Source organism: Candidatus Pelagibacter sp. HIMB1493 (assembly GCF_052047995.1).
In the GTDB taxonomy this organism is placed as follows: domain Bacteria; phylum Pseudomonadota; class Alphaproteobacteria; order Pelagibacterales; family Pelagibacteraceae; genus Pelagibacter.
Map to the genome: position 1 here is coordinate 1,346,130 of NZ_JBNAIP010000001.1, position 16,390 is coordinate 1,362,519.

General features: G+C 28.8%; 22 protein-coding genes and 1 tRNA gene. 15 read left to right on the plus strand and 8 right to left on the minus strand.

Annotation, left to right across the window (positions count from 1 at the left end):
- Genes dapD through rpmH form a run of 7 tightly spaced genes read right to left on the minus strand, consistent with a single transcriptional unit; the run spans nucleotide 1 to nucleotide 4,779 of the window.
- Nucleotides 1–828, minus strand: a complete 828-nt coding sequence (gene dapD, locus ACTTBK_RS07130; RefSeq protein WP_440619350.1) for a 2,3,4,5-tetrahydropyridine-2,6-dicarboxylate N-succinyltransferase — start codon at nucleotides 826–828, stop codon at nucleotides 1–3.
- A gap of 4 nt (nucleotides 829–832) precedes the next feature.
- Entirely contained in the window at nucleotides 833–1,504 is a 672-nt protein-coding gene (locus ACTTBK_RS07135) for a pyrimidine 5'-nucleotidase (protein WP_440619352.1), read from the minus strand.
- A complete protein-coding gene (argB, locus tag ACTTBK_RS07140; RefSeq protein ID WP_440619353.1) occupies nucleotides 1,501–2,367 on the minus strand; it encodes an acetylglutamate kinase in 867 nt (288 codons plus the stop codon). The genes ACTTBK_RS07135 and argB overlap by 4 nt, the downstream gene beginning before the upstream one ends.
- Nucleotides 2,367–4,043 (minus strand): membrane protein insertase YidC, encoded by a 1,677-nt coding sequence (gene yidC, locus ACTTBK_RS07145; protein WP_440619355.1) that lies wholly within the window; start codon nucleotides 4,041–4,043, stop codon nucleotides 2,367–2,369. Before yidC ends, argB begins: the two co-directional genes overlap by 1 nt.
- 1 nt (nucleotide 4,044) lies before the next feature.
- Nucleotides 4,045–4,293, minus strand: a complete 249-nt coding sequence (gene yidD / locus ACTTBK_RS07150) for a membrane protein insertion efficiency factor YidD (RefSeq protein WP_440619356.1) — start codon at nucleotides 4,291–4,293, stop codon at nucleotides 4,045–4,047.
- Nucleotides 4,293–4,634 carry a ribonuclease P protein component gene (rnpA, locus tag ACTTBK_RS07155; protein WP_075505950.1) on the minus strand — a complete coding sequence of 114 codons (342 nt, stop codon included), beginning with the start codon at nucleotides 4,632–4,634 and terminating at the stop codon, nucleotides 4,293–4,295. Before rnpA ends, yidD begins: the two co-directional genes overlap by 1 nt.
- 4 nt (nucleotides 4,635–4,638) lie before the next feature.
- Nucleotides 4,639–4,779 (minus strand): 50S ribosomal protein L34, encoded by a 141-nt coding sequence (rpmH, locus tag ACTTBK_RS07160; RefSeq protein ID WP_023854404.1) that lies wholly within the window; start codon nucleotides 4,777–4,779, stop codon nucleotides 4,639–4,641.
- A gap of 94 nt (nucleotides 4,780–4,873) precedes the next feature.
- Here rpmH and ACTTBK_RS07165 point away from each other — a divergent pair, with 94 nt between their 5' ends.
- The 13 genes from ACTTBK_RS07165 (at nucleotide 4,874) to hisG (ending at nucleotide 14,423) form a co-directional block, all read left to right on the plus strand.
- Nucleotides 4,874–5,596, plus strand: a complete 723-nt coding sequence (locus tag ACTTBK_RS07165) for a TVP38/TMEM64 family protein (protein WP_440619357.1) — start codon at nucleotides 4,874–4,876, stop codon at nucleotides 5,594–5,596.
- A 172-nt stretch (nucleotides 5,597–5,768) separates the two neighbouring features.
- Nucleotides 5,769–5,969, plus strand: coding sequence for a hypothetical protein (locus ACTTBK_RS07170; protein ID WP_075505952.1), 201 nt, complete (start codon nucleotides 5,769–5,771; stop codon nucleotides 5,967–5,969).
- Between the two features lie 97 nt (nucleotides 5,970–6,066).
- Entirely contained in the window at nucleotides 6,067–6,627 is a 561-nt protein-coding gene (gene dcd / locus ACTTBK_RS07175; protein ID WP_075505953.1) for a dCTP deaminase, read from the plus strand.
- A gap of 3 nt (nucleotides 6,628–6,630) precedes the next feature.
- Nucleotides 6,631–7,893, plus strand: coding sequence for a UDP-N-acetylglucosamine 1-carboxyvinyltransferase (gene murA / locus ACTTBK_RS07180; RefSeq protein ID WP_440619358.1), 1,263 nt, complete (start codon nucleotides 6,631–6,633; stop codon nucleotides 7,891–7,893).
- Nucleotides 7,890–8,282, plus strand: a complete 393-nt coding sequence (locus ACTTBK_RS07185) for a DUF2948 family protein (protein ID WP_440613489.1) — start codon at nucleotides 7,890–7,892, stop codon at nucleotides 8,280–8,282. Before murA ends, ACTTBK_RS07185 begins: the two co-directional genes overlap by 4 nt.
- 2 nt (nucleotides 8,283–8,284) lie before the next feature.
- Entirely contained in the window at nucleotides 8,285–9,568 is a 1,284-nt protein-coding gene (gene hisD / locus ACTTBK_RS07190) for a histidinol dehydrogenase (RefSeq protein WP_440619360.1), read from the plus strand.
- Between the two features lie 2 nt (nucleotides 9,569–9,570).
- Nucleotides 9,571–9,786 carry a translation initiation factor IF-1 gene (gene infA / locus ACTTBK_RS07195; RefSeq protein WP_023854397.1) on the plus strand — a complete coding sequence of 72 codons (216 nt, stop codon included), beginning with the start codon at nucleotides 9,571–9,573 and terminating at the stop codon, nucleotides 9,784–9,786.
- 4 nt (nucleotides 9,787–9,790) lie between these two features.
- A tRNA-Phe gene (locus ACTTBK_RS07200) sits at nucleotides 9,791–9,865 on the plus strand.
- Between the two features lie 81 nt (nucleotides 9,866–9,946).
- A complete protein-coding gene (locus ACTTBK_RS07205) occupies nucleotides 9,947–10,159 on the plus strand; it encodes a cold-shock protein (protein WP_075505957.1) in 213 nt (70 codons plus the stop codon).
- A gap of 312 nt (nucleotides 10,160–10,471) precedes the next feature.
- Nucleotides 10,472–11,866: a histidine--tRNA ligase gene (gene hisS / locus ACTTBK_RS07210; protein WP_440619361.1), complete on the plus strand. Its 1,395-nt coding sequence runs from the start codon at nucleotides 10,472–10,474 to the stop codon at nucleotides 11,864–11,866.
- Entirely contained in the window at nucleotides 11,844–12,896 is a 1,053-nt protein-coding gene (locus tag ACTTBK_RS07215; RefSeq protein ID WP_440619362.1) for an ATP phosphoribosyltransferase regulatory subunit, read from the plus strand. The genes hisS and ACTTBK_RS07215 overlap by 23 nt, the downstream gene beginning before the upstream one ends.
- Nucleotides 12,893–13,741, plus strand: coding sequence for a sulfotransferase domain-containing protein (locus ACTTBK_RS07220; protein WP_440619363.1), 849 nt, complete (start codon nucleotides 12,893–12,895; stop codon nucleotides 13,739–13,741). Before ACTTBK_RS07215 ends, ACTTBK_RS07220 begins: the two co-directional genes overlap by 4 nt.
- Nucleotides 13,734–14,423 (plus strand): ATP phosphoribosyltransferase, encoded by a 690-nt coding sequence (gene hisG, locus ACTTBK_RS07225; RefSeq protein WP_440619365.1) that lies wholly within the window; start codon nucleotides 13,734–13,736, stop codon nucleotides 14,421–14,423. The genes ACTTBK_RS07220 and hisG overlap by 8 nt, the downstream gene beginning before the upstream one ends.
- Here the strand turns inward: hisG and ACTTBK_RS07230 are convergent.
- On the minus strand, nucleotides 14,406–14,537 hold the full coding sequence (locus tag ACTTBK_RS07230) for a hypothetical protein (RefSeq protein ID WP_256998081.1): 132 nt from the start codon (nucleotides 14,535–14,537) through the stop codon (nucleotides 14,406–14,408). The two genes, hisG and ACTTBK_RS07230, sit on opposite strands and share 18 nt — an antisense overlap.
- Before the next feature lie 31 nt (nucleotides 14,538–14,568).
- On the opposite strand from ACTTBK_RS07230, the gene ACTTBK_RS07235 reads away from it, so the two are divergent.
- Both ACTTBK_RS07235 and ACTTBK_RS07240 read left to right on the plus strand, forming a co-directional pair.
- Nucleotides 14,569–15,666, plus strand: coding sequence for a DNA recombination protein RmuC (locus tag ACTTBK_RS07235; RefSeq protein ID WP_440619367.1), 1,098 nt, complete (start codon nucleotides 14,569–14,571; stop codon nucleotides 15,664–15,666).
- A 37-nt stretch (nucleotides 15,667–15,703) separates the two neighbouring features.
- The gene (locus ACTTBK_RS07240; RefSeq protein WP_440619368.1) at nucleotides 15,704–16,390 is read left to right on the plus strand and encodes a hypothetical protein; all 687 of its coding nucleotides are present in this window, start codon (nucleotides 15,704–15,706) and stop codon (nucleotides 16,388–16,390) included.

Here is a 16,390-nt window from a genome sequence, read left to right on the forward strand (position 1 = left end):
TTAATCTCTTAAAAGATCGTTTACTGATGTTTTGGATCTTGTTTTTTCATCTACTTGTTTGATGATTACTGCACAATACAATGAGGGCGCAGCAGGATTGTTTTTGTCTGGTAATGATCCAGGAACAACAACTGAGTATGGAGGTATTTTACCGTGAGTTACTTCACCAGTTTTTCTATTAACGATTTTAGTTGATTGGCCAATATACATACCCATACTTAGCACTGAACCTTCACCAACTATTACCCCTTCCACAACTTCTGACATAGCACCTACAAAAACATTATCTTCAATAATAGTCGGAAGTGCTTGTGCTGGTTCTAAAACTCCACCAATACCAGTTCCTGCTGAAATATGACAATTTTTTCCAATCTGACAGCAACTACCTGCACGACTAAATGTATCCATCATTGTTCCTTCATCTATGTAAGCACCAATATTTACATAACTTGGCATTAGAACAACATTTTTAGCAACATATGATCCTTTTCTCATTGCAGTATTTGGTACCATTCTAAAACCTGCTTTTTCAAAATCAGCGTTTGACCATCCGGCTGTTTTTCCTTTTAACAAATGAGCTTTGTCTCTCCAAGCTGAGTAGGGACCATCTAAAGTTTCCATTCCATGAATTCTAAAACTTAGCATAATTGCTTTTTTTAGGTGTTGATGAGTTACCCATTCACCATCAATTTTTTCAGCAACTCTGGATTTACCACTATCTAGATCTTCTATTACTTGATTAATAGTATCTTTTAATTTTTGATCTGAATTTTGATTAACTTGATCTTTATTTTCCCAAGCTTCATTTATAATGTTTTCTATACTCATAGTTTTATTGGTTTTTTAATAACCTTATTTCTTTTAAAAATAAAGTAAGATTTTCAATTTTATAATCAATATATTCTTTATTAGATTCTTTTTTGCCCCATTCCTCATCATTAATTAACCAAGCAGTAATTGTTCCTCGCTCTTTACCTATCGATAAGTTTTTTGCTATATCTTCAATGTACAAAGTTTCTTTTGGATCAATTTTGAATTTTTCTACCATTAAATCAAAAGCTTTAGCTTCTGGTTTTGGGTGATATTCTGCATCTATGATATCAAATATGCCTTCAAATTGGTCGTCAATTCCTAGTGTTGTAGTGATATGCTTTACATGGTTTTGACTACCATTAGTGAAGACAAATTTTCTTAAATTTATATTCTCCAACTCATATCTTAATGCCGTATCTTTTTCTAAAAAAGATAAATCAATATCATGAACAAAATCTAAAAATTCTTTAGGATCAATTTCATGATGTATCATTAGACCATTTAAGCTTGTGTTATATTTGTGAAAGTAATTTGTCTGAAGTTCTTTGGCTTTTTTTAAATCTACATTAAGTTTACTTGAGATATATTCTGTCATTTTTCGGCTTACTTGTCCAAATACTGCCTCTAGGTCGCTATAAAGAACACCATCACAATCAAATAAAATATTTTTAATATTGCTTAAATTTTTCATTGTCTAATTAAAGTTCCAGATCCCCCATCTGATAAAAGTTCAAATAGAACAGAATGATTTTTTCTACCATCTATTATAACAACTCCTTTTACTCCGTTACTAGCAACATCTAAGCAATTATTTATTTTTGGGATCATGCCACCCGTAATTGTTTCATTATCTATTAACTCTTTTATAGATTCTGAATTAATTTCTGGAATTAGATTTTTATTGTTATCCAAAACACCTTCTACGTCACTCAATATAATTAACCTTCTTGCGTTAATTTTTTTTGCAATAAAGCCAGCTGCAGTATCTGCATTGACGTTATAAGTTTGATCATTTTTATCTAAACCTAAGGGGGCAATAATAGGCACTTTTTTATCTGCTATAATTTTATCTATTATTGATTGATCTACATTTGTAGGAGAGCCCACAAAACCAAGCTCTTCATTTTCTTGTACAACTGTTAAAATATTATTTTCCTTGGAATTAATACTCTGACTTTCGCAATTTTGCTGATCTAGAGCATTGATAATTTCTTTATTAAAATCAATTAATACTTCTTCTACAACTTTAATAGTTTCTTTGTCGGTTACCCTTAATCCTTTTATAAATTTACTTTCTAAACCTATCTCATTAAGTTTATTGCTTATTCTTTTCCCACCCCCATGAACAATAATAGGAGTAAATCCTAGTTTATTTAGTGTTGAAATATCTTTAATAAAAATATCAAAAAGATTTTGATCAATTAAAACGCTACCACCACATTTAATAACAATATATTCATCGTTATATTTTTCTAAATATTTTTTTACTTCTTCAGTTGAAGGACCATCGAGTGGTAGAATTGTTTTTAATTCTTCTTCTTTAATATCCAACATTAAGTTGTTGTTTTAACAGTGGTTCGTTTCATTATAAAAACTTGTTGTGCCATAGTTAAAATATTATTTACTGTCCAATATATTACCAACCCTGCTGGGAAAGGTGCCAAAATTATTGTTAAGAATAATGGAAAGAACATAAATATTTTTGCTTGCATCGGATCTGTTGGTGCAGGATTTAATTTTTGTTGAACCCACATAGAAACACCCATTGCGACAGGCCATGCTCCAATGACTAAAAATGATGGTACATCATAAGGCAATAATCCAAATAGATTAAATAAAGAGGTAGGGTCTCTCTCAGATAAATCTTGTATCCAGCCATAAAAAGGCATTTGTCTCATTTCAATTGTTACAAATAAAACTTTATATAAAGCAAAGAAAACTGGAATTTGCACAAGTATTGGTAAACAACCAGACATTGGGTTTACTTTTTCTTTTTTATATAGAGCCATCATCGCTTGTTGTAATTTCATTTTATCGTCCTTGTGCAGCTCTTTCAGTCTCGCCATTTCAGGCTGTAAGGCTTTCATTTTTGCCATGCTTCTAAACGAAAAGTTTGCAAGTGGAAAAAATGCTAATCTTATACAAATTGTAATTGCTATAATCGCTAGGCCATAATTTCCCAGTAATTTAAAGAAATAATCTATTCCAAAAAATAACGGTTTGGTAATAAAGTATAAAAATCCCCAATCAATTGTTAAGTCAAATTTATCAATGTTTAAAGATTCAGCATATCCATCAATTACATCAACTCTTTTTGCAGCAACAATGATTTGTAAGGTTTCTTCAATCAATGAATTTTCATTAAGTTCCAATGGTTCTGTTGATACAAAATTTGCTCTGAACTTATCTTTATAATCAAATGTTGTTTTAAATTCTTTTTCTCTAGGTGGAATTAGTGAAGTTACCCAGTATTTATCTCCAATACCTAGCCATCCTTTTTGAGCTGTTCTTGAAAATTTCTTCTCTTGTATATCATCATAATCTTCTTCAATTAATTCATCATCTAAATCTGCAATCAAACCTTCATGAAGAATATAGAAGTTAGATATATCAGGTATTTCATTTCTAATGATTTGCCCATAAGTATAAAAATCATATTTCTTATTGGTAGGATTGATAACACTTTGTTTGATTGTAAATAAGAATTTTTCATCTAAGGCAATCTCTTTTTCAAATGTTATACCTTGATCATTTGTCCAGGATAATTTTATAGGAGATTGATCTGTTAACTTATTATTTCCTGAAACTTTCCAAATAGAATTTGAATTTGGAATTTCAACATTTTTATCAGATGTAATAAAACCACTTTCAATTAAATAACCATCTTTTGAATTTCTTGGTGAAAGAAGTGTAACTTTTTCCTGAGAGTCTAGACTGACATTATATTGCTTAAAAGTTAGATCATCAATAACACCACCTTTAAGTGAAATAGAACCAACAATACTCTCATTCTCAAAATTAATTCTTTCACTTTGATTTAAAGCTTCTTCTCTAGAAATTTCAGCAACATTTTCTTTTTGATCTAATGAAGGTGTATCGCTGTTTTGTTCAACTTTATTTCCTTCAGCCACATTTTCTTTAGTAATTGGTTGAGGAGCAAAAAATAGTGAATACAAAACTATAACTGCTGCTGATAATGAAATTGCTGCTACTATATTTTTAGTATCCATATTATTTTAATTTTGTGTTTTTTTTAACAGGATCAAAACCTTCACCACCACCTAAAAATTTGATTGGGTGACAAGATAAGATTCTTTTAATACTTAAAAATGATCCTTTTAACAGACCAAATTCTTTAAGTGCATCAATACTGTATTCTGAGCAAGTAGGTAAATATCTACAAGAATGTCCAAATAAAGGACTAATCAAATATTTATAACCTTTGATAGTTTTAATTAATATACTTGTAAAAATATTCATTATTTTATTTTTTCAAAATCCTGAAATAGAGTTTCTTTTATTAATTTGTATTCATTATTTAGCATAGATGACTTAGCGATAACAAGGAATGAATAGTTAAAATTTATTGATATTTTTTTAACTGCTTCGTTTAAAATATTCCTTAATCTTCTTTTAATCTTATTCCTCTTAACTGCATTCCCTAATTTCTTTTTTGTTACAAAGCTAATATTGAGTTTATTATTATTTTTATTCATTAATTTACCAAAGAAAATAGTTACATACTTATTCGAGAACTTTTTTTGTTTAAGTAAATTTTTAAATTCTTCGTTTTTTGAAAGAGCAACAATTTTGCTTTTCATTAATTTACACTGATACAGTTAAAGATTTTCTTCCTCTGGCTCTTCTTCTAGCTAAAAGTTTTTTTCCACCTTTAGTTTTCATTTTCGATCTAAAGCCGTGTTTTCGAGCTCTTTTCTTATTTGAAGGTTGGTATGTTCTTTTCATAAATAAATTGATTAAATTTTATAAATTTTGCCCCTTTATATTAGCAATAATAAAAATAGCAAATAGAAGATTTAGGAATAAAGTAACAATATTTATGGAAAAAACAAAAAAAATTAAACTATTTATAGGTTTATCTTACTTATTAATTGTTAGTTTATTTTTATATTTTTTTTTTTCAAAATTCAGTCTTCAGGAGATTACATCTTATGATTTTTTGAGAAATAACAGATCTTATTTAATTGAGTTGAAGAATTCTAATTTATTTTTAGTTTTAATTTCTTTTTTGTTTCTAACTGTGCTTTGGGTATTTCCTTTTCTAGGCTTTGGATCTCCTGTAGCACTCATGGGTGGCTTTATTTTTGGGAAATGGATAGGAGCTATTATTGTGGCTGCTGGTTTAACTATAGGTGCTACATTTTTATATATTTTTGGAAATTACTTTTTAAAAGAATTAATTAGAGAAAAATTTTTAAACAAATTTCAAAATCTTGAAAAAAAATTTCAAAAATCTGAATTTATTTATTTATTAATCTATAGAATTATTGGAGGAATTCCTTGGCAACTACAATCTCTTTTGCCTCTTTTATTTAACGTAAAAATTAAAAATTATTTTTTTTCCACTTTTTTTGGAATTATTCCAGGTGTGTTTTTAATTGCATCTATAGGTAGTGGTATTGAAAAAATTATTGATCATAATAGCAAAGTTCCTAAAATAAGTGATATAATATTCTCCCCTGATATTTATTTACCTCTTTTAGCTTTTTTTGTTTTAATTATTTCTACTATCTTGTTTAGGAAAAGATTTTACAAAGATTAATGGTGCTCCCACCCTGTACTGACCAGGGAACTAGTCATTACCAATGACTTGTTATGCCATTTAACTACAGGAGCTAAAATACATTTAGTAATTTATTGATAATAAAGCATTTTTTTCAAATTATTGCCTTAATTTTTTGATCATAATGATCTATATCTACTAAAAAAATGTTATGGGAATTCACTACGATTATAAATCTACAAAAGGCAACAAGCTTATGGAGAAGCAAGCTAAAAGAGAAAGAAAGCTTGCTGAAAAAAAAGCCAAACGTTTAGCTAAAGAAGGCCCAAAAAAAGAAGAGCCCACATCAAAACCATTAGATCCTAATAAACCAATATCATTAGATTTTTTGACTAATCCCAACAAAGAATGAGTTCAAAAGATAAAAATGAGCGTTTGAGCTTAGCTTTAAGAAAAAACTTAAAAAAAAGAAAACTATTCCAAAAAAAAAACAAAAAAAAATCTAAGTAATGTCTATTCAGCCTGACTCGTGGATTAAGAAGATGTGCAAAGAGCACAACATGATTGAACCATTTTTGGATCATCAAGTTGCAGAGGGAAAAATATCATATGGATTAAGTAGCATGGGTTATGATGTTAGGATCTCTGATGAATATAGAATATTCACTAATGTAAATAATTCCTTAGTTGATCCAAAAAATTTTTCAGATGATAATTTTATAGAGAAAAAGGGACCACATTGCATTATTCCTCCAAACTCATTTGTTTTAGCTAAAACAGTAGAATATTTCAGAATTCCAAAAGACGTACTTTGCATATGTGTTGGTAAAAGCACTTATGCAAGAACAGGTATAATTTGTAATGTAACTCCTATTGAAAATGAATTTGAGGGAAATATAGTTATAGAGCTAAGCAACACTACACCTAATCCAGCAAAAATTTATTCTAATGAAGGTATAGCCCAATTTTTATTCTTTAAATCAGAGACTCAACCAGAGACAACTTATAAATCTAAGAACGGTAAATATCAGGGACAAACTACTATTCAGGTTGCTAAAATTAAAAAGTAAGTTATGGACAAATTTCTGATTGATGGTCCTAGCAAAATCAAAGGCAAAGTTTCAATATCAGGTTCGAAAAATGCATCATTGCCAATATTAGCGGCAACATTACTTTTTGATTTACCAGTAACTCTTCATAACCTTCCAAGAGTAAAAGATATTAGTACTATGCTTAATTTACTTAAATCTCTTGGATCAAAAATTGAACTTTCTAAAGATAAAAAAACTGCAAAAATTTCAAACAATAAAAATATGAAAACTTTTGCTAGTTATTCATTAGTTAAAACAATGAGAGGTTCAATTTTGGTATTAGGGCCATTGGTTGCAAAATATCATAAGTCAAAAACATCACTACCAGGTGGTTGCTTAATTGGTGCAAGACCAGTTAATTATCATTTGTCAGCTTTAGAAAAACTTGGGATGAATTATGAAATTAAGGATGGTTACATATTAGCAAAATCTTTTGGCAAACTTAAAGGAGGGTTAATTAGATTTCCAAAAATTACTGTTGGTGCAACTGAAAATTCTATAATTGCTGCATGCTTGGCAAAAGGAAAAACAGTATTAAGAAATTGCGCCGTTGAACCAGAAATAAAAGACCTTACTAATTTTCTTAATTCAGCTGGTGCAAAAATTAATTGGAAAGGGAGAACTTGTACTATTAACGGAGTAAGTTCTTTAAATTCAACAAATTATTCAGTGATGGCTGATAGAATTGAAGCTGGTACTTTTTGCGTAGCAGCAACTTTAGCTAAAGGAACTCTAGAAATTAATAATTTAGATCCAAAAATAATAAATACAGAACTTAATTTATTAAAAAAAACAGGAGCCAAAATAAAAGTAAGCAAAAATAAAATTCATATTAATGGACCAGAAAAAATTAAGTCTATTAAAAATATTAAAACAAATGAGTTTCCTGGAATTCCAACAGATCTACAGGCGCAATTAATGGTCTTAATGTGTAAAGCAAAAGGAAAAAGCTCTATCACAGAGAATATTTTCGAAAACAGATTTATGCATGTTGCCGAATTACAGAGATTAGGTGCAAATATTACGACTAAAAATAATAAAGCTTATATTGAGGGTAATACGAAATTTATTGGTGCAGAAGTCATGTCTAGTGATCTAAGAGCATCAGTGGCACTTGTCTTAGCAGCTTCGGTTGCACAAGGGAAATCTGTAATTAACAGGATTTATCATTTAGATCGTGGTTATGAAAAAATTGAAAATAAATTAAAAAATATTGGTGTTAAAATAAAAAGATTAAAAAGATGAACAAATATTTAGCCAAAATTATTGCTACAGACAAAGAGGGATTGCAAATGATTTCAGCTTGTAGCTCAGGAGCTAAAGTAAAAGTTTCAGACATTAAGTATCTAGAATCTAATAAAGTATTTTTATTATCAATTGAACGTATTAAAGTAGAAAATGAAAATGAGGACAAAAAAGTCAATAGTATTTGCAGATTTGATTTTGTTGATAAGGTAAAGTCAAAAAATATTGATCAATCAAATCAAGAATTGGTTTTAGAATTAGTAGGAATAGATTATTTGAAAAATAACGATGTTTATGAAATAAATCTTTTTTTTAGTAATAATGCTCATATCGCTTTGACCGCTGAAACGATTGAAGCAATATTAGAAGATCAAAGTGAAATAAATTAGAGATGAAGGTTTTAGATAGTAGCAAGAAAAATTTTGGTAAACTATTAGATAATTTGTTATTGCACAGAAAGAGAAAAGTTCAATCAAGCTCTGTTTCAGTCACTAACATTATTAAAGATGTTAAAAAAAATGGTGATAAAGCTTTATTAAAATATGAGAAAAAATTTAACAAAAATTCAGTAATCAAGCCTAGCTCAAATCAAATTCAAAAATCAATTCAATCATTAAATTCTATTGTAAAACATTCTATCGATACTGCTTACAACAGGATTTATAAATTTCATTCATTACAAAAGTTTAAAAATATTTCTTACACTGATAAATTTAAAAATAAACTTGAGTATAAATATTTACCATTAGAATCGGTTGCAATTTATGTACCTGGTTCAACTGCATCCTATCCATCTAGTGTATTGATGAATGCAGTTCCAGCTATTGTTGCTGGTGTAAAAAGAATAGTTATGATTAACCCAGGCTATAAAGGAAAACAAAATCCTGCGGTATTGTATGCTGCTAAAAAATGTAAAATTAAGGAAATTTACTCAATTGGTGGACCATCTGCTATTGCTGCAGTTTCTTATGGAACAAAAAAAATTAAAAAGGTTGATAAAATTGTAGGGCCTGGAAATGCTTACGTTGCAGCTGCAAAAAAAGAAGTTTTTGGAGATGTTGGAATTGAAGGTATGACTGCTGGTCCTTCTGAAGTTACAATAGTTTGTGATAAGCATTCTAATCCAGAATGGATTGCAAGTGACTTAATAGGACAGGCAGAACATGATGATCTTGCACAGTGCATATTGATTTCAAAAGATAAAAACTTATTAAATAAAGTTAAAACTGAAATAATTAAACAATTAAAAGATATTCCAAGAGAGTCTATTGCAAAGAGAAGTTTGCAAAATAATGGAATTTTAATGCATGTAAATTCAGATAAAAAAATTATCGATATTGTTAACAAAATAGCTCCAGAGCATTTAGAGTTAAATGTTAAAAACTATAAATCTATTGTTTCAAAAATAAAAAATTCAGGATCAATTTGTTTAGGAAAATATGCCGTTATGGCTATGACAGATTATAATGTAGGTTCAAACCATGTTTTACCAACTAACGGATCAGCAAAATATTCAAGTGGTATAAGTGTAAACGAATTCTACAAAAGAATTTCATACATAAACCTATCAAAAAAGGGTATTGAAAGTCTTGGACCATCAGTTATAACACTTGCAAATTATGAAGGCCTGGTTGGGCATGCTCAATCAGTATTAAAAAGAATAAGGAGAAAATAAATTTGTCAAAACAAGACTTACTTGAATTCAAGGGGACTGTGATAGACCTGCTTCCGAATGCAATGTTTAGAGTTAAGCTAGAGAATGGTCATACGGTTACAGCTCACACAGCAGGTAAGTTAAGAAAAAACAGAATTAGAGTTCTTCAAGGTGACAATGTAACTGTCGAGATGACACCTTACGATCTTACTAAAGGAAGAATTATCTTTAGAGGATAAATAAGGCTGAGTAGCTCAGGAGTAGAGCAGAGCCCTGAAAAGGCTTGTGTCGGAGGTGCGAATCCTTCCTCAGCCACCACCACAAAGTTTGATCTTGAAATACCTGTAAAAGAAATTAACTTAATTAATATAATAAATAACAAAAGGACGAAGAAATAAGATGAGTACACTACAAGGTAAAATAAAATGGTATAATGGTAAAAAGGGATATGGCTTTATAGAGAGAGACGACAAAGAGAAAGATGCCTTTGTACATGCTTCAGCTGTAAAAGCTGCTGGAATGAGATTTCTTAACGAAGGTGATAAACTTGAATTCACATTAGAAGACGGTCCTAAAGGTCCTTCTGCAGTAAATTTAAAAAAAATAGACTAATTTTCGTAAAATTTCTAAAGGACGTTATTTCTACATTTAGTAGATTAACGTCCTTTTTTTATTTAAGCCTTGAATATTAATAATTTTTGTCTAAAAGACTGCTCATGAATATAAATATTATATACAGAATTACTTATAGAAGTACTCACAGAAACTGTTTCCATAGCCATTAGGCTATTTGTTTATATTATAATTTTCATTCCACATAAAATAAGATAATAACTAAAGGATAAGCTTTGGTGGTGAAATAGTATCACGTCGGTTTGTGGATCCGAAGTCGTAGGAGCGTAACCTACCCAAAGTACCACTAAAATGGAAAAAGATAAAAAACTCAATCCTTCCTTACCATCTGGATTTGAAGATCGTTGGAATAAAAAGTTAGTTCTAAAAAAACAACTTTTAAAAGTGATTGAAAAAAATTTTTTAAAATTTGGAGCCGAACCATTAGAGACACCTTCTTTTGAGATCAGCGAAAATATTGGTTCGTTTTTGGCTGAGGACGAGGATAACCCTATGTCTGATGTATTCTCATTTAAAGATGGCGATAAAAATATTACTCTTCGATACGATCTATCCAGTCCTTTAGCTAGATTTGTTGCTCAAAATAACCAAGAGCTTCCATCAATTTACAAAAGATATGCAATTCAAAATGTTTTTAGAAATGAAAAAGCAGGAAATGGAAGATACAGAGAGTTCATGCAGGCCGATTTTGATATTGTTGGAAATGTTAATTCGGCCCAAGCTAATGCGGAACTTTGTAATTTAATCTCGAGTACACTCTTAGATTGTGGTTTGAATAAAGATCAATTTACGATCAATATTAGTAATAGAAAAATTGTACAAGGTTTAATTAATGATTTAAAAATATCTGAAGATAAGCAATTAAAAGTAATTAGAGCTATTGATAAATTAGATAAACCTGGATTTGGTTTAAAAGGTGTTGAAGATCTTCTTAAAAAAGAGAGAAAAGATGCAAGCGGCGCAGTTACAAAAGGCGCTGATCTAACAGATGAACAAGCATCACAAATCTTAAATTTTTTAAAAATAAAAGATTTAAAACAATTAAAAGAAAATTTAAAAAATCCAATGTCTCAAGAAGGAATTAAAGAGCTTGAGGAAGTTTTTGAAATTTTAGGATTTGGTTCTAATTTGGAACAAGTACAAACCAATTTTACTATTGTAAGAGGTTTAGCTTATTATTCTGATTTTATTGTTGAAACTAACCTAAATTTTAAAATTACAAATAATAAAGGAAAAGAAGTTGATATAGGCAGTATTTGTTCAGGAGGGTCTTATGCTAAGCTTATCTCAAGATTTAAAGGGGTAGATATTCCAGGTACAGGAATTAGTTTTGGTGTAGATAGATTGTTGTTTGCACTTTTACAATTGGATCAGATTAAGGTGGATGATCAAAAGCCTGTATTAGTTTGTGTGATGGAGGAAAAATATCTAAAAAATTATTACGAAATTGTAGATCAATTGAGAGAAAATAACATTAATACAGAAATTTTTTTAGACACAAAGAAAAATTTAGGCAAGCAATTAACCTTAGCAAATAAGCGTGAATTAAATGTAGCAGTTATATGTGGTGACAATGAATTTACTGAAGACACAGTAACGATAAAAAATCTTAAAGGTGTTAAAGGTGAAAATAACAAAACATTTCCAAAATCAAATTTAATAGATGAAATCAAAAAACTTATCTGAAAGCATTCTTAGATCAGTAAAATCTAAGGGTTACAAATATATTGATTTACCGTCAGTTATTGAGGCAAATCATATTGTTCAAAGGTCAGGTGAAAACTTTAGAAAATTTATTTTTTCATTTACTGATCAAAATGGAAGTGAGCTATGTCTTAGACCAGATTTAACAATTGCATCCTGCTTAAGATATTTAGAAAATAATTTAAAAGGAAAAGAAAAAATTTTTTATAGTGGTCAAGCTTATAGAAAATCTGAAAATAAAAGTGATTCTATTATCCGAGATCAAATTGGATTTGAAATTTTAGGCTCTAAAGATGAAAAAAATGATGATAAAGAAATTATCAATACCTCATTAAAATCTCTTCAAAATATTAAATATTCATCAGGCAAATTAACAATTGGAAATGTTGAAATATTTAATTTGTTAATTTCAAAACTAGATATTCCAAAAAGATGGAAGTTAAGATTATCAAGACATTTTTGGAGAGAAGATTACTTTAACGATCTTTTAAAAAGATTAGAGACAAACTCTGATGTAGATCCAACTATCGTTGAAATAGATAAAAAGCGTTATTTAAAAATGCTGAAAGAAGATTTATCAAATGTAATAGCAGGAAGAACTATTAATGAGATATTAAATCGATTTGATAACAAAATTAAAGATCCAAGAAGAGCTAGTAAAGGTAAAGGTGTTTCAAAAATTATTAAAGACTTTTTAAAAATCAAATGCCCAATCAATGAAGCAGCATCTGAGTTAAATAAATTTTTTAAAAAAAATAGAATTAATTTGGTGGTTGATCAAAGATATTTTCCTGTCTCTAACAACAAAGTTTCAAAACTAAATGTAGTATTTTCAACTTCTTTTGGAAGACAATTGGAATATTACACAGGGATGGTTTTTAAAATTGATGTTAAATCAAAAAATAAATTAAAAAATATTATTAATGGTGGTCGTTATGATCGATTAATTTCTGATCTTGGGTCAAAAAAACAAATACCAGCAGTTGGCGCTGCAATCAATATGATCTTATGATTATTTGGCTTGCTTCATATCCTAAAAGTGGAAATACATGGCTGAGGTCAATGATAGCTTCATATTTTTACAGTGATAATGGTGAATTTAATTTTGAATTATTAAATTATATAGACCAATTTCCAAGTTTTACACATTTTAAAAATTATGAAGATAAATTTGAAAAACCTGAGAGTACATCAAAATATTGGTTACATGCACAAAGAAAAATTAATGAAGATAAAAAAATAAAATTTCTTAAAACACACAATGCTTTATGCAGAATAGAAGATTCAATATTTACAGATCAGAAAAATTCTCTTGGAGCTATATACATTATTAGAGATCCAAGAAATGTTATTAACTCTATATATAATCACTTTGATAAAAAATATTATGAGGAGGCCTTAGAATTTATGCTTGATGAAAAAAGATGTTTGTTGCATAAAGAAAATAATAGATATCTTGGTTTTGTGTCTTTGTTTTCTTGGAAAAGTCACCAAAAAACTTGGAGAAAAAATAAACTATTTCCTGTTCTCACAATAAGGTACGAAGACTTGCAAAATAAAACTTTCGATACTTTTAAAAATGTTATTTATTTCATAAAATCTATAACTAACTCAGGAAAATCTTTCGATAGAGAAAAAGCAAAAAAAGTTATTCAATCATGTCAATTCGAAAAAATGAAAAAAATGGAATTAGAGAAAGGATTTTCAGAGTCTGTTAAAAAAAAGTTAAAAAATAAAAAAATTGATTTTTTTCATTTAGGGCCAAAAAATAATTATAAAAAATTGTTAACTAAAGATTTAATTTTAGAAATGAATAAAATATTTAAAGATGAATTGAAAGAGTTTAAATATGAGTAAATTACTTAATATAGGTATACCGAGCAAAGGAAGACTTAGAAAAGATATATTAAATATTTTTAAAAAAAATAAATTAAATCTAATTTCAGAAAGAGGAGAAAGAGATTTATTAGGTTCAATTAAACAAAAGAAAAATGTTAAAATTTTATACCTTCATGCAAGAGAAATTATAGAAAGACTGGGAGATGGTTCATTAGATCTAGGATTCTCCGGATTTGATTTATTGAAAGAGAGTGAAATAAATATTCAAAAGAAAATTAATGTTATTAAAAAATATGATTTTGGGAAGGCTACGTTAGTAGTTGCAATTCCAGATCCTTGGATTGATGTCCAAACTATTGCTGATTTAGAGGAAATAGCATTTGAGTTTAGAGATAAGAAAAAGAAAAGATTAAGAGTTGCAACCAAATATCCAAATTTAACAAGAGATTTTTTATTTTCCAAAGGGGTTACTCAATTTAAATTAGTAGATAGTTTAGGTGCTACAGAGGCATATCCTTTTACTGGTTCATCAGAAATAATTACTGATATCACTTCAACAGGAGAAACTTTAAAAGCTAATAATCTAAGAATTTTAAAAGATGGTGAAATATTAAAATCAGAGGCTTGTATGATGATATCTAAATCATCGTCTAAAAATAAATCTCTTCAAAGTTTAGCTAGATTACTTTCTAAGAATTAAATCTTTCCAATAAATAAGAATAATTTTAATAATATCCAGGTTTCGAAGGATTGCATAAACACCAACTAGTATTCCTAAACCAATAATAATTTTGAATATTAATAATAATTCCATTACATATTTTATATATGATATAAAGTGATTCATGGAAGCTATATTTTTAGTTATCTTAATTCTGTTACTCGGAGTAGTTTCGGTAATTCTTTACTTAAATTTGAGATCTAAGCCTGAAGATCAAAAAGAAAATAAAGAAGCTGAAGAAATAGCTAATTTAAAATCCGAAATTTCAAGTTTAAAGGATACTTTAAATACAACAATCAATAGTTCACTTGGAGCAATGTCCACTTCATTTAACAATCTGTCTACCGGAGTAACAAAAGATATGACAGAAGCTTTAACTAAAGTAGATGAAAAAGTTGGAAATTTTAATCAACAAGTTCAACTATTAAACCAAAGCCAAGAAGGAATAACAAAAATTTTGGCTGGAGTTAAAAAATATGGAACTCTTGCAGAGTTTAGTTTGGATGCACTGATTAAAGATTTACTACCAGCTTCTCAATTCATGACAAATGTGAAAATGAAAGAAAATACAAGTGAGAATGTAGAATTTGCAATTAAGCTACAAGATGATGTTTTAGTTCCAGTTGATAGTCATTTTCCGGTGGAAAAATTTAAAGCAATTACCGATGGTCATGACGCGGAGGATAAAAGGTTAGTTGCCGATGCTAGAGCAAAATTAGCCACTGCATTTAAAGCAAAAGCCAAAAGTGTAAATGAAAAATATATTGTACCACCAAAAACCACTGACTTTGCAATTGTGTATGCTCCTACAGAAAGTTTATACAAAGAGTTAACTGAATACCAAGACCCAAGTACAAAAGAATTATTAATTCAAGAATTAATGAAAAAATATAAAGTTGTAATCTGTGGCCCTAATACTTTGTCAGCGTATTTGCAATCTTTACACATGGGATTTCAATCCTTGAAAGTTCAAAAAGGAGCAACTGAAATCTATAATCATTTAAAAACAATAAGCACAAGATTTTCAAAACACTTTGACAACATAATAATTCTAAGAAAAAAATTAGAAGATGCTATGGGTGTGGTTGATAAATTTGGAACAGATGCAAGATCAATAAATAGAACTTTGGAAAGCATAAAAGATCCAGAGCAGGTTGAGAAAGCTGTACAAACAGACAAAGTTGAAAAATTTGTTGATAAACAAAGACAAATTAAAAATTAATTTCTTTTTTTTGATAATACCATTTATAAGAAGTCTCATGCAATGGAATCGTAAATATGATTATCCAAAATCTTCAAGGGCAACAGTTGATGGTATTAGAAGATACCTTTTGGGAGAAGAAAAATTACCAAGTGTGACTTCAATTTTAGATGTTACTAAATCTGATGAGGATAAAGCAGCTTTAGCAAATTGGAGGGAGAGAACAGGATATAAAGAAGCTGAAGCTATCACAAAAGCAGCAAGTAGCAGAGGCTCACAGATGCATAACTACTTAGAATCTTATTTGCTTGGGAGAGAAAATTTAAGTTTTTTTGATGATAATGAACAATATAAATTGATGGCAAAAGAAATAATAGATCATGGTTTAAAAAATAGATTGGAAGAAATATGGGGTGTTGAGTGTACACTTTACTATCCAGATAAGTATGCTGGCACTGCGGACTGTGTTGGAGTTTATGAAGGAAGAGAAACAATTATAGATTTTAAACAAAGTAATAAACCAAAGAAAGCTGAGTATATCGATTCATGGTTATTGCAAACTAGCGCGTATTCTTTAGCTCATAATGTTGTGTATAACTCAAATATCACTTCTTGTGTTATTTTGGTCTGCACTGTAGATAAATTATTCCAAGAATTTAAAATTCAAGGACATGATTTAGTCATCTATCAAAATTTGTTTTTAGGAAGATTAAAAAAATTTCATGAAGTATCTAATTTAACTTAA

What these genes read in the sequence shown, in the direction of transcription:
- yidC (WP_440619355.1), bottom strand. Translation starts at nt 4,043, where the DNA reads ATGGATACTAAAAATATAGTAGCAGCAATTTCATTATCAGCAGCAGTT.
- ACTTBK_RS07205 (WP_075505957.1), top strand. Translation starts at nt 9,947, where the DNA reads ATGAGTACACTACAAGGTAAAATAAAATGGTATAATGGTAAAAAGGGA.
- ACTTBK_RS07185 (WP_440613489.1), top strand. Translation starts at nt 7,890, where the DNA reads ATGAACAAATATTTAGCCAAAATTATTGCTACAGACAAAGAGGGATTG.
- ACTTBK_RS07230 (WP_256998081.1), bottom strand. Translation starts at nt 14,537, where the DNA reads ATGGAATTATTATTAATATTCAAAATTATTATTGGTTTAGGAATACTA.
- ACTTBK_RS07165 (WP_440619357.1), top strand. Translation starts at nt 4,874, where the DNA reads ATGGAAAAAACAAAAAAAATTAAACTATTTATAGGTTTATCTTACTTA.
- hisG (WP_440619365.1), top strand. Translation starts at nt 13,734, where the DNA reads ATGAGTAAATTACTTAATATAGGTATACCGAGCAAAGGAAGACTTAGA.
- rnpA (WP_075505950.1), bottom strand. Translation starts at nt 4,634, where the DNA reads ATGAAAAGCAAAATTGTTGCTCTTTCAAAAAACGAAGAATTTAAAAAT.
- argB (WP_440619353.1), bottom strand. Translation starts at nt 2,367, where the DNA reads ATGTTGGATATTAAAGAAGAAGAATTAAAAACAATTCTACCACTCGAT.
- rpmH (WP_023854404.1), bottom strand. Translation starts at nt 4,779, where the DNA reads ATGAAAAGAACATACCAACCTTCAAATAAGAAAAGAGCTCGAAAACAC.
- hisD (WP_440619360.1), top strand. Translation starts at nt 8,285, where the DNA reads ATGAAGGTTTTAGATAGTAGCAAGAAAAATTTTGGTAAACTATTAGAT.
- hisS (WP_440619361.1), top strand. Translation starts at nt 10,472, where the DNA reads ATGGAAAAAGATAAAAAACTCAATCCTTCCTTACCATCTGGATTTGAA.
- ACTTBK_RS07170 (WP_075505952.1), top strand. Translation starts at nt 5,769, where the DNA reads ATGGGAATTCACTACGATTATAAATCTACAAAAGGCAACAAGCTTATG.
- murA (WP_440619358.1), top strand. Translation starts at nt 6,631, where the DNA reads ATGGACAAATTTCTGATTGATGGTCCTAGCAAAATCAAAGGCAAAGTT.
- ACTTBK_RS07240 (WP_440619368.1), top strand. Translation starts at nt 15,704, where the DNA reads ATGCAATGGAATCGTAAATATGATTATCCAAAATCTTCAAGGGCAACA.
- ACTTBK_RS07215 (WP_440619362.1), top strand. Translation starts at nt 11,844, where the DNA reads ATGAAATCAAAAAACTTATCTGAAAGCATTCTTAGATCAGTAAAATCT.
- yidD (WP_440619356.1), bottom strand. Translation starts at nt 4,293, where the DNA reads ATGAATATTTTTACAAGTATATTAATTAAAACTATCAAAGGTTATAAA.
- dcd (WP_075505953.1), top strand. Translation starts at nt 6,067, where the DNA reads ATGTCTATTCAGCCTGACTCGTGGATTAAGAAGATGTGCAAAGAGCAC.
- ACTTBK_RS07135 (WP_440619352.1), bottom strand. Translation starts at nt 1,504, where the DNA reads ATGAAAAATTTAAGCAATATTAAAAATATTTTATTTGATTGTGATGGT.
- ACTTBK_RS07220 (WP_440619363.1), top strand. Translation starts at nt 12,893, where the DNA reads ATGATTATTTGGCTTGCTTCATATCCTAAAAGTGGAAATACATGGCTG.
- dapD (WP_440619350.1), bottom strand. Translation starts at nt 828, where the DNA reads ATGAGTATAGAAAACATTATAAATGAAGCTTGGGAAAATAAAGATCAA.
- ACTTBK_RS07235 (WP_440619367.1), top strand. Translation starts at nt 14,569, where the DNA reads ATGGAAGCTATATTTTTAGTTATCTTAATTCTGTTACTCGGAGTAGTT.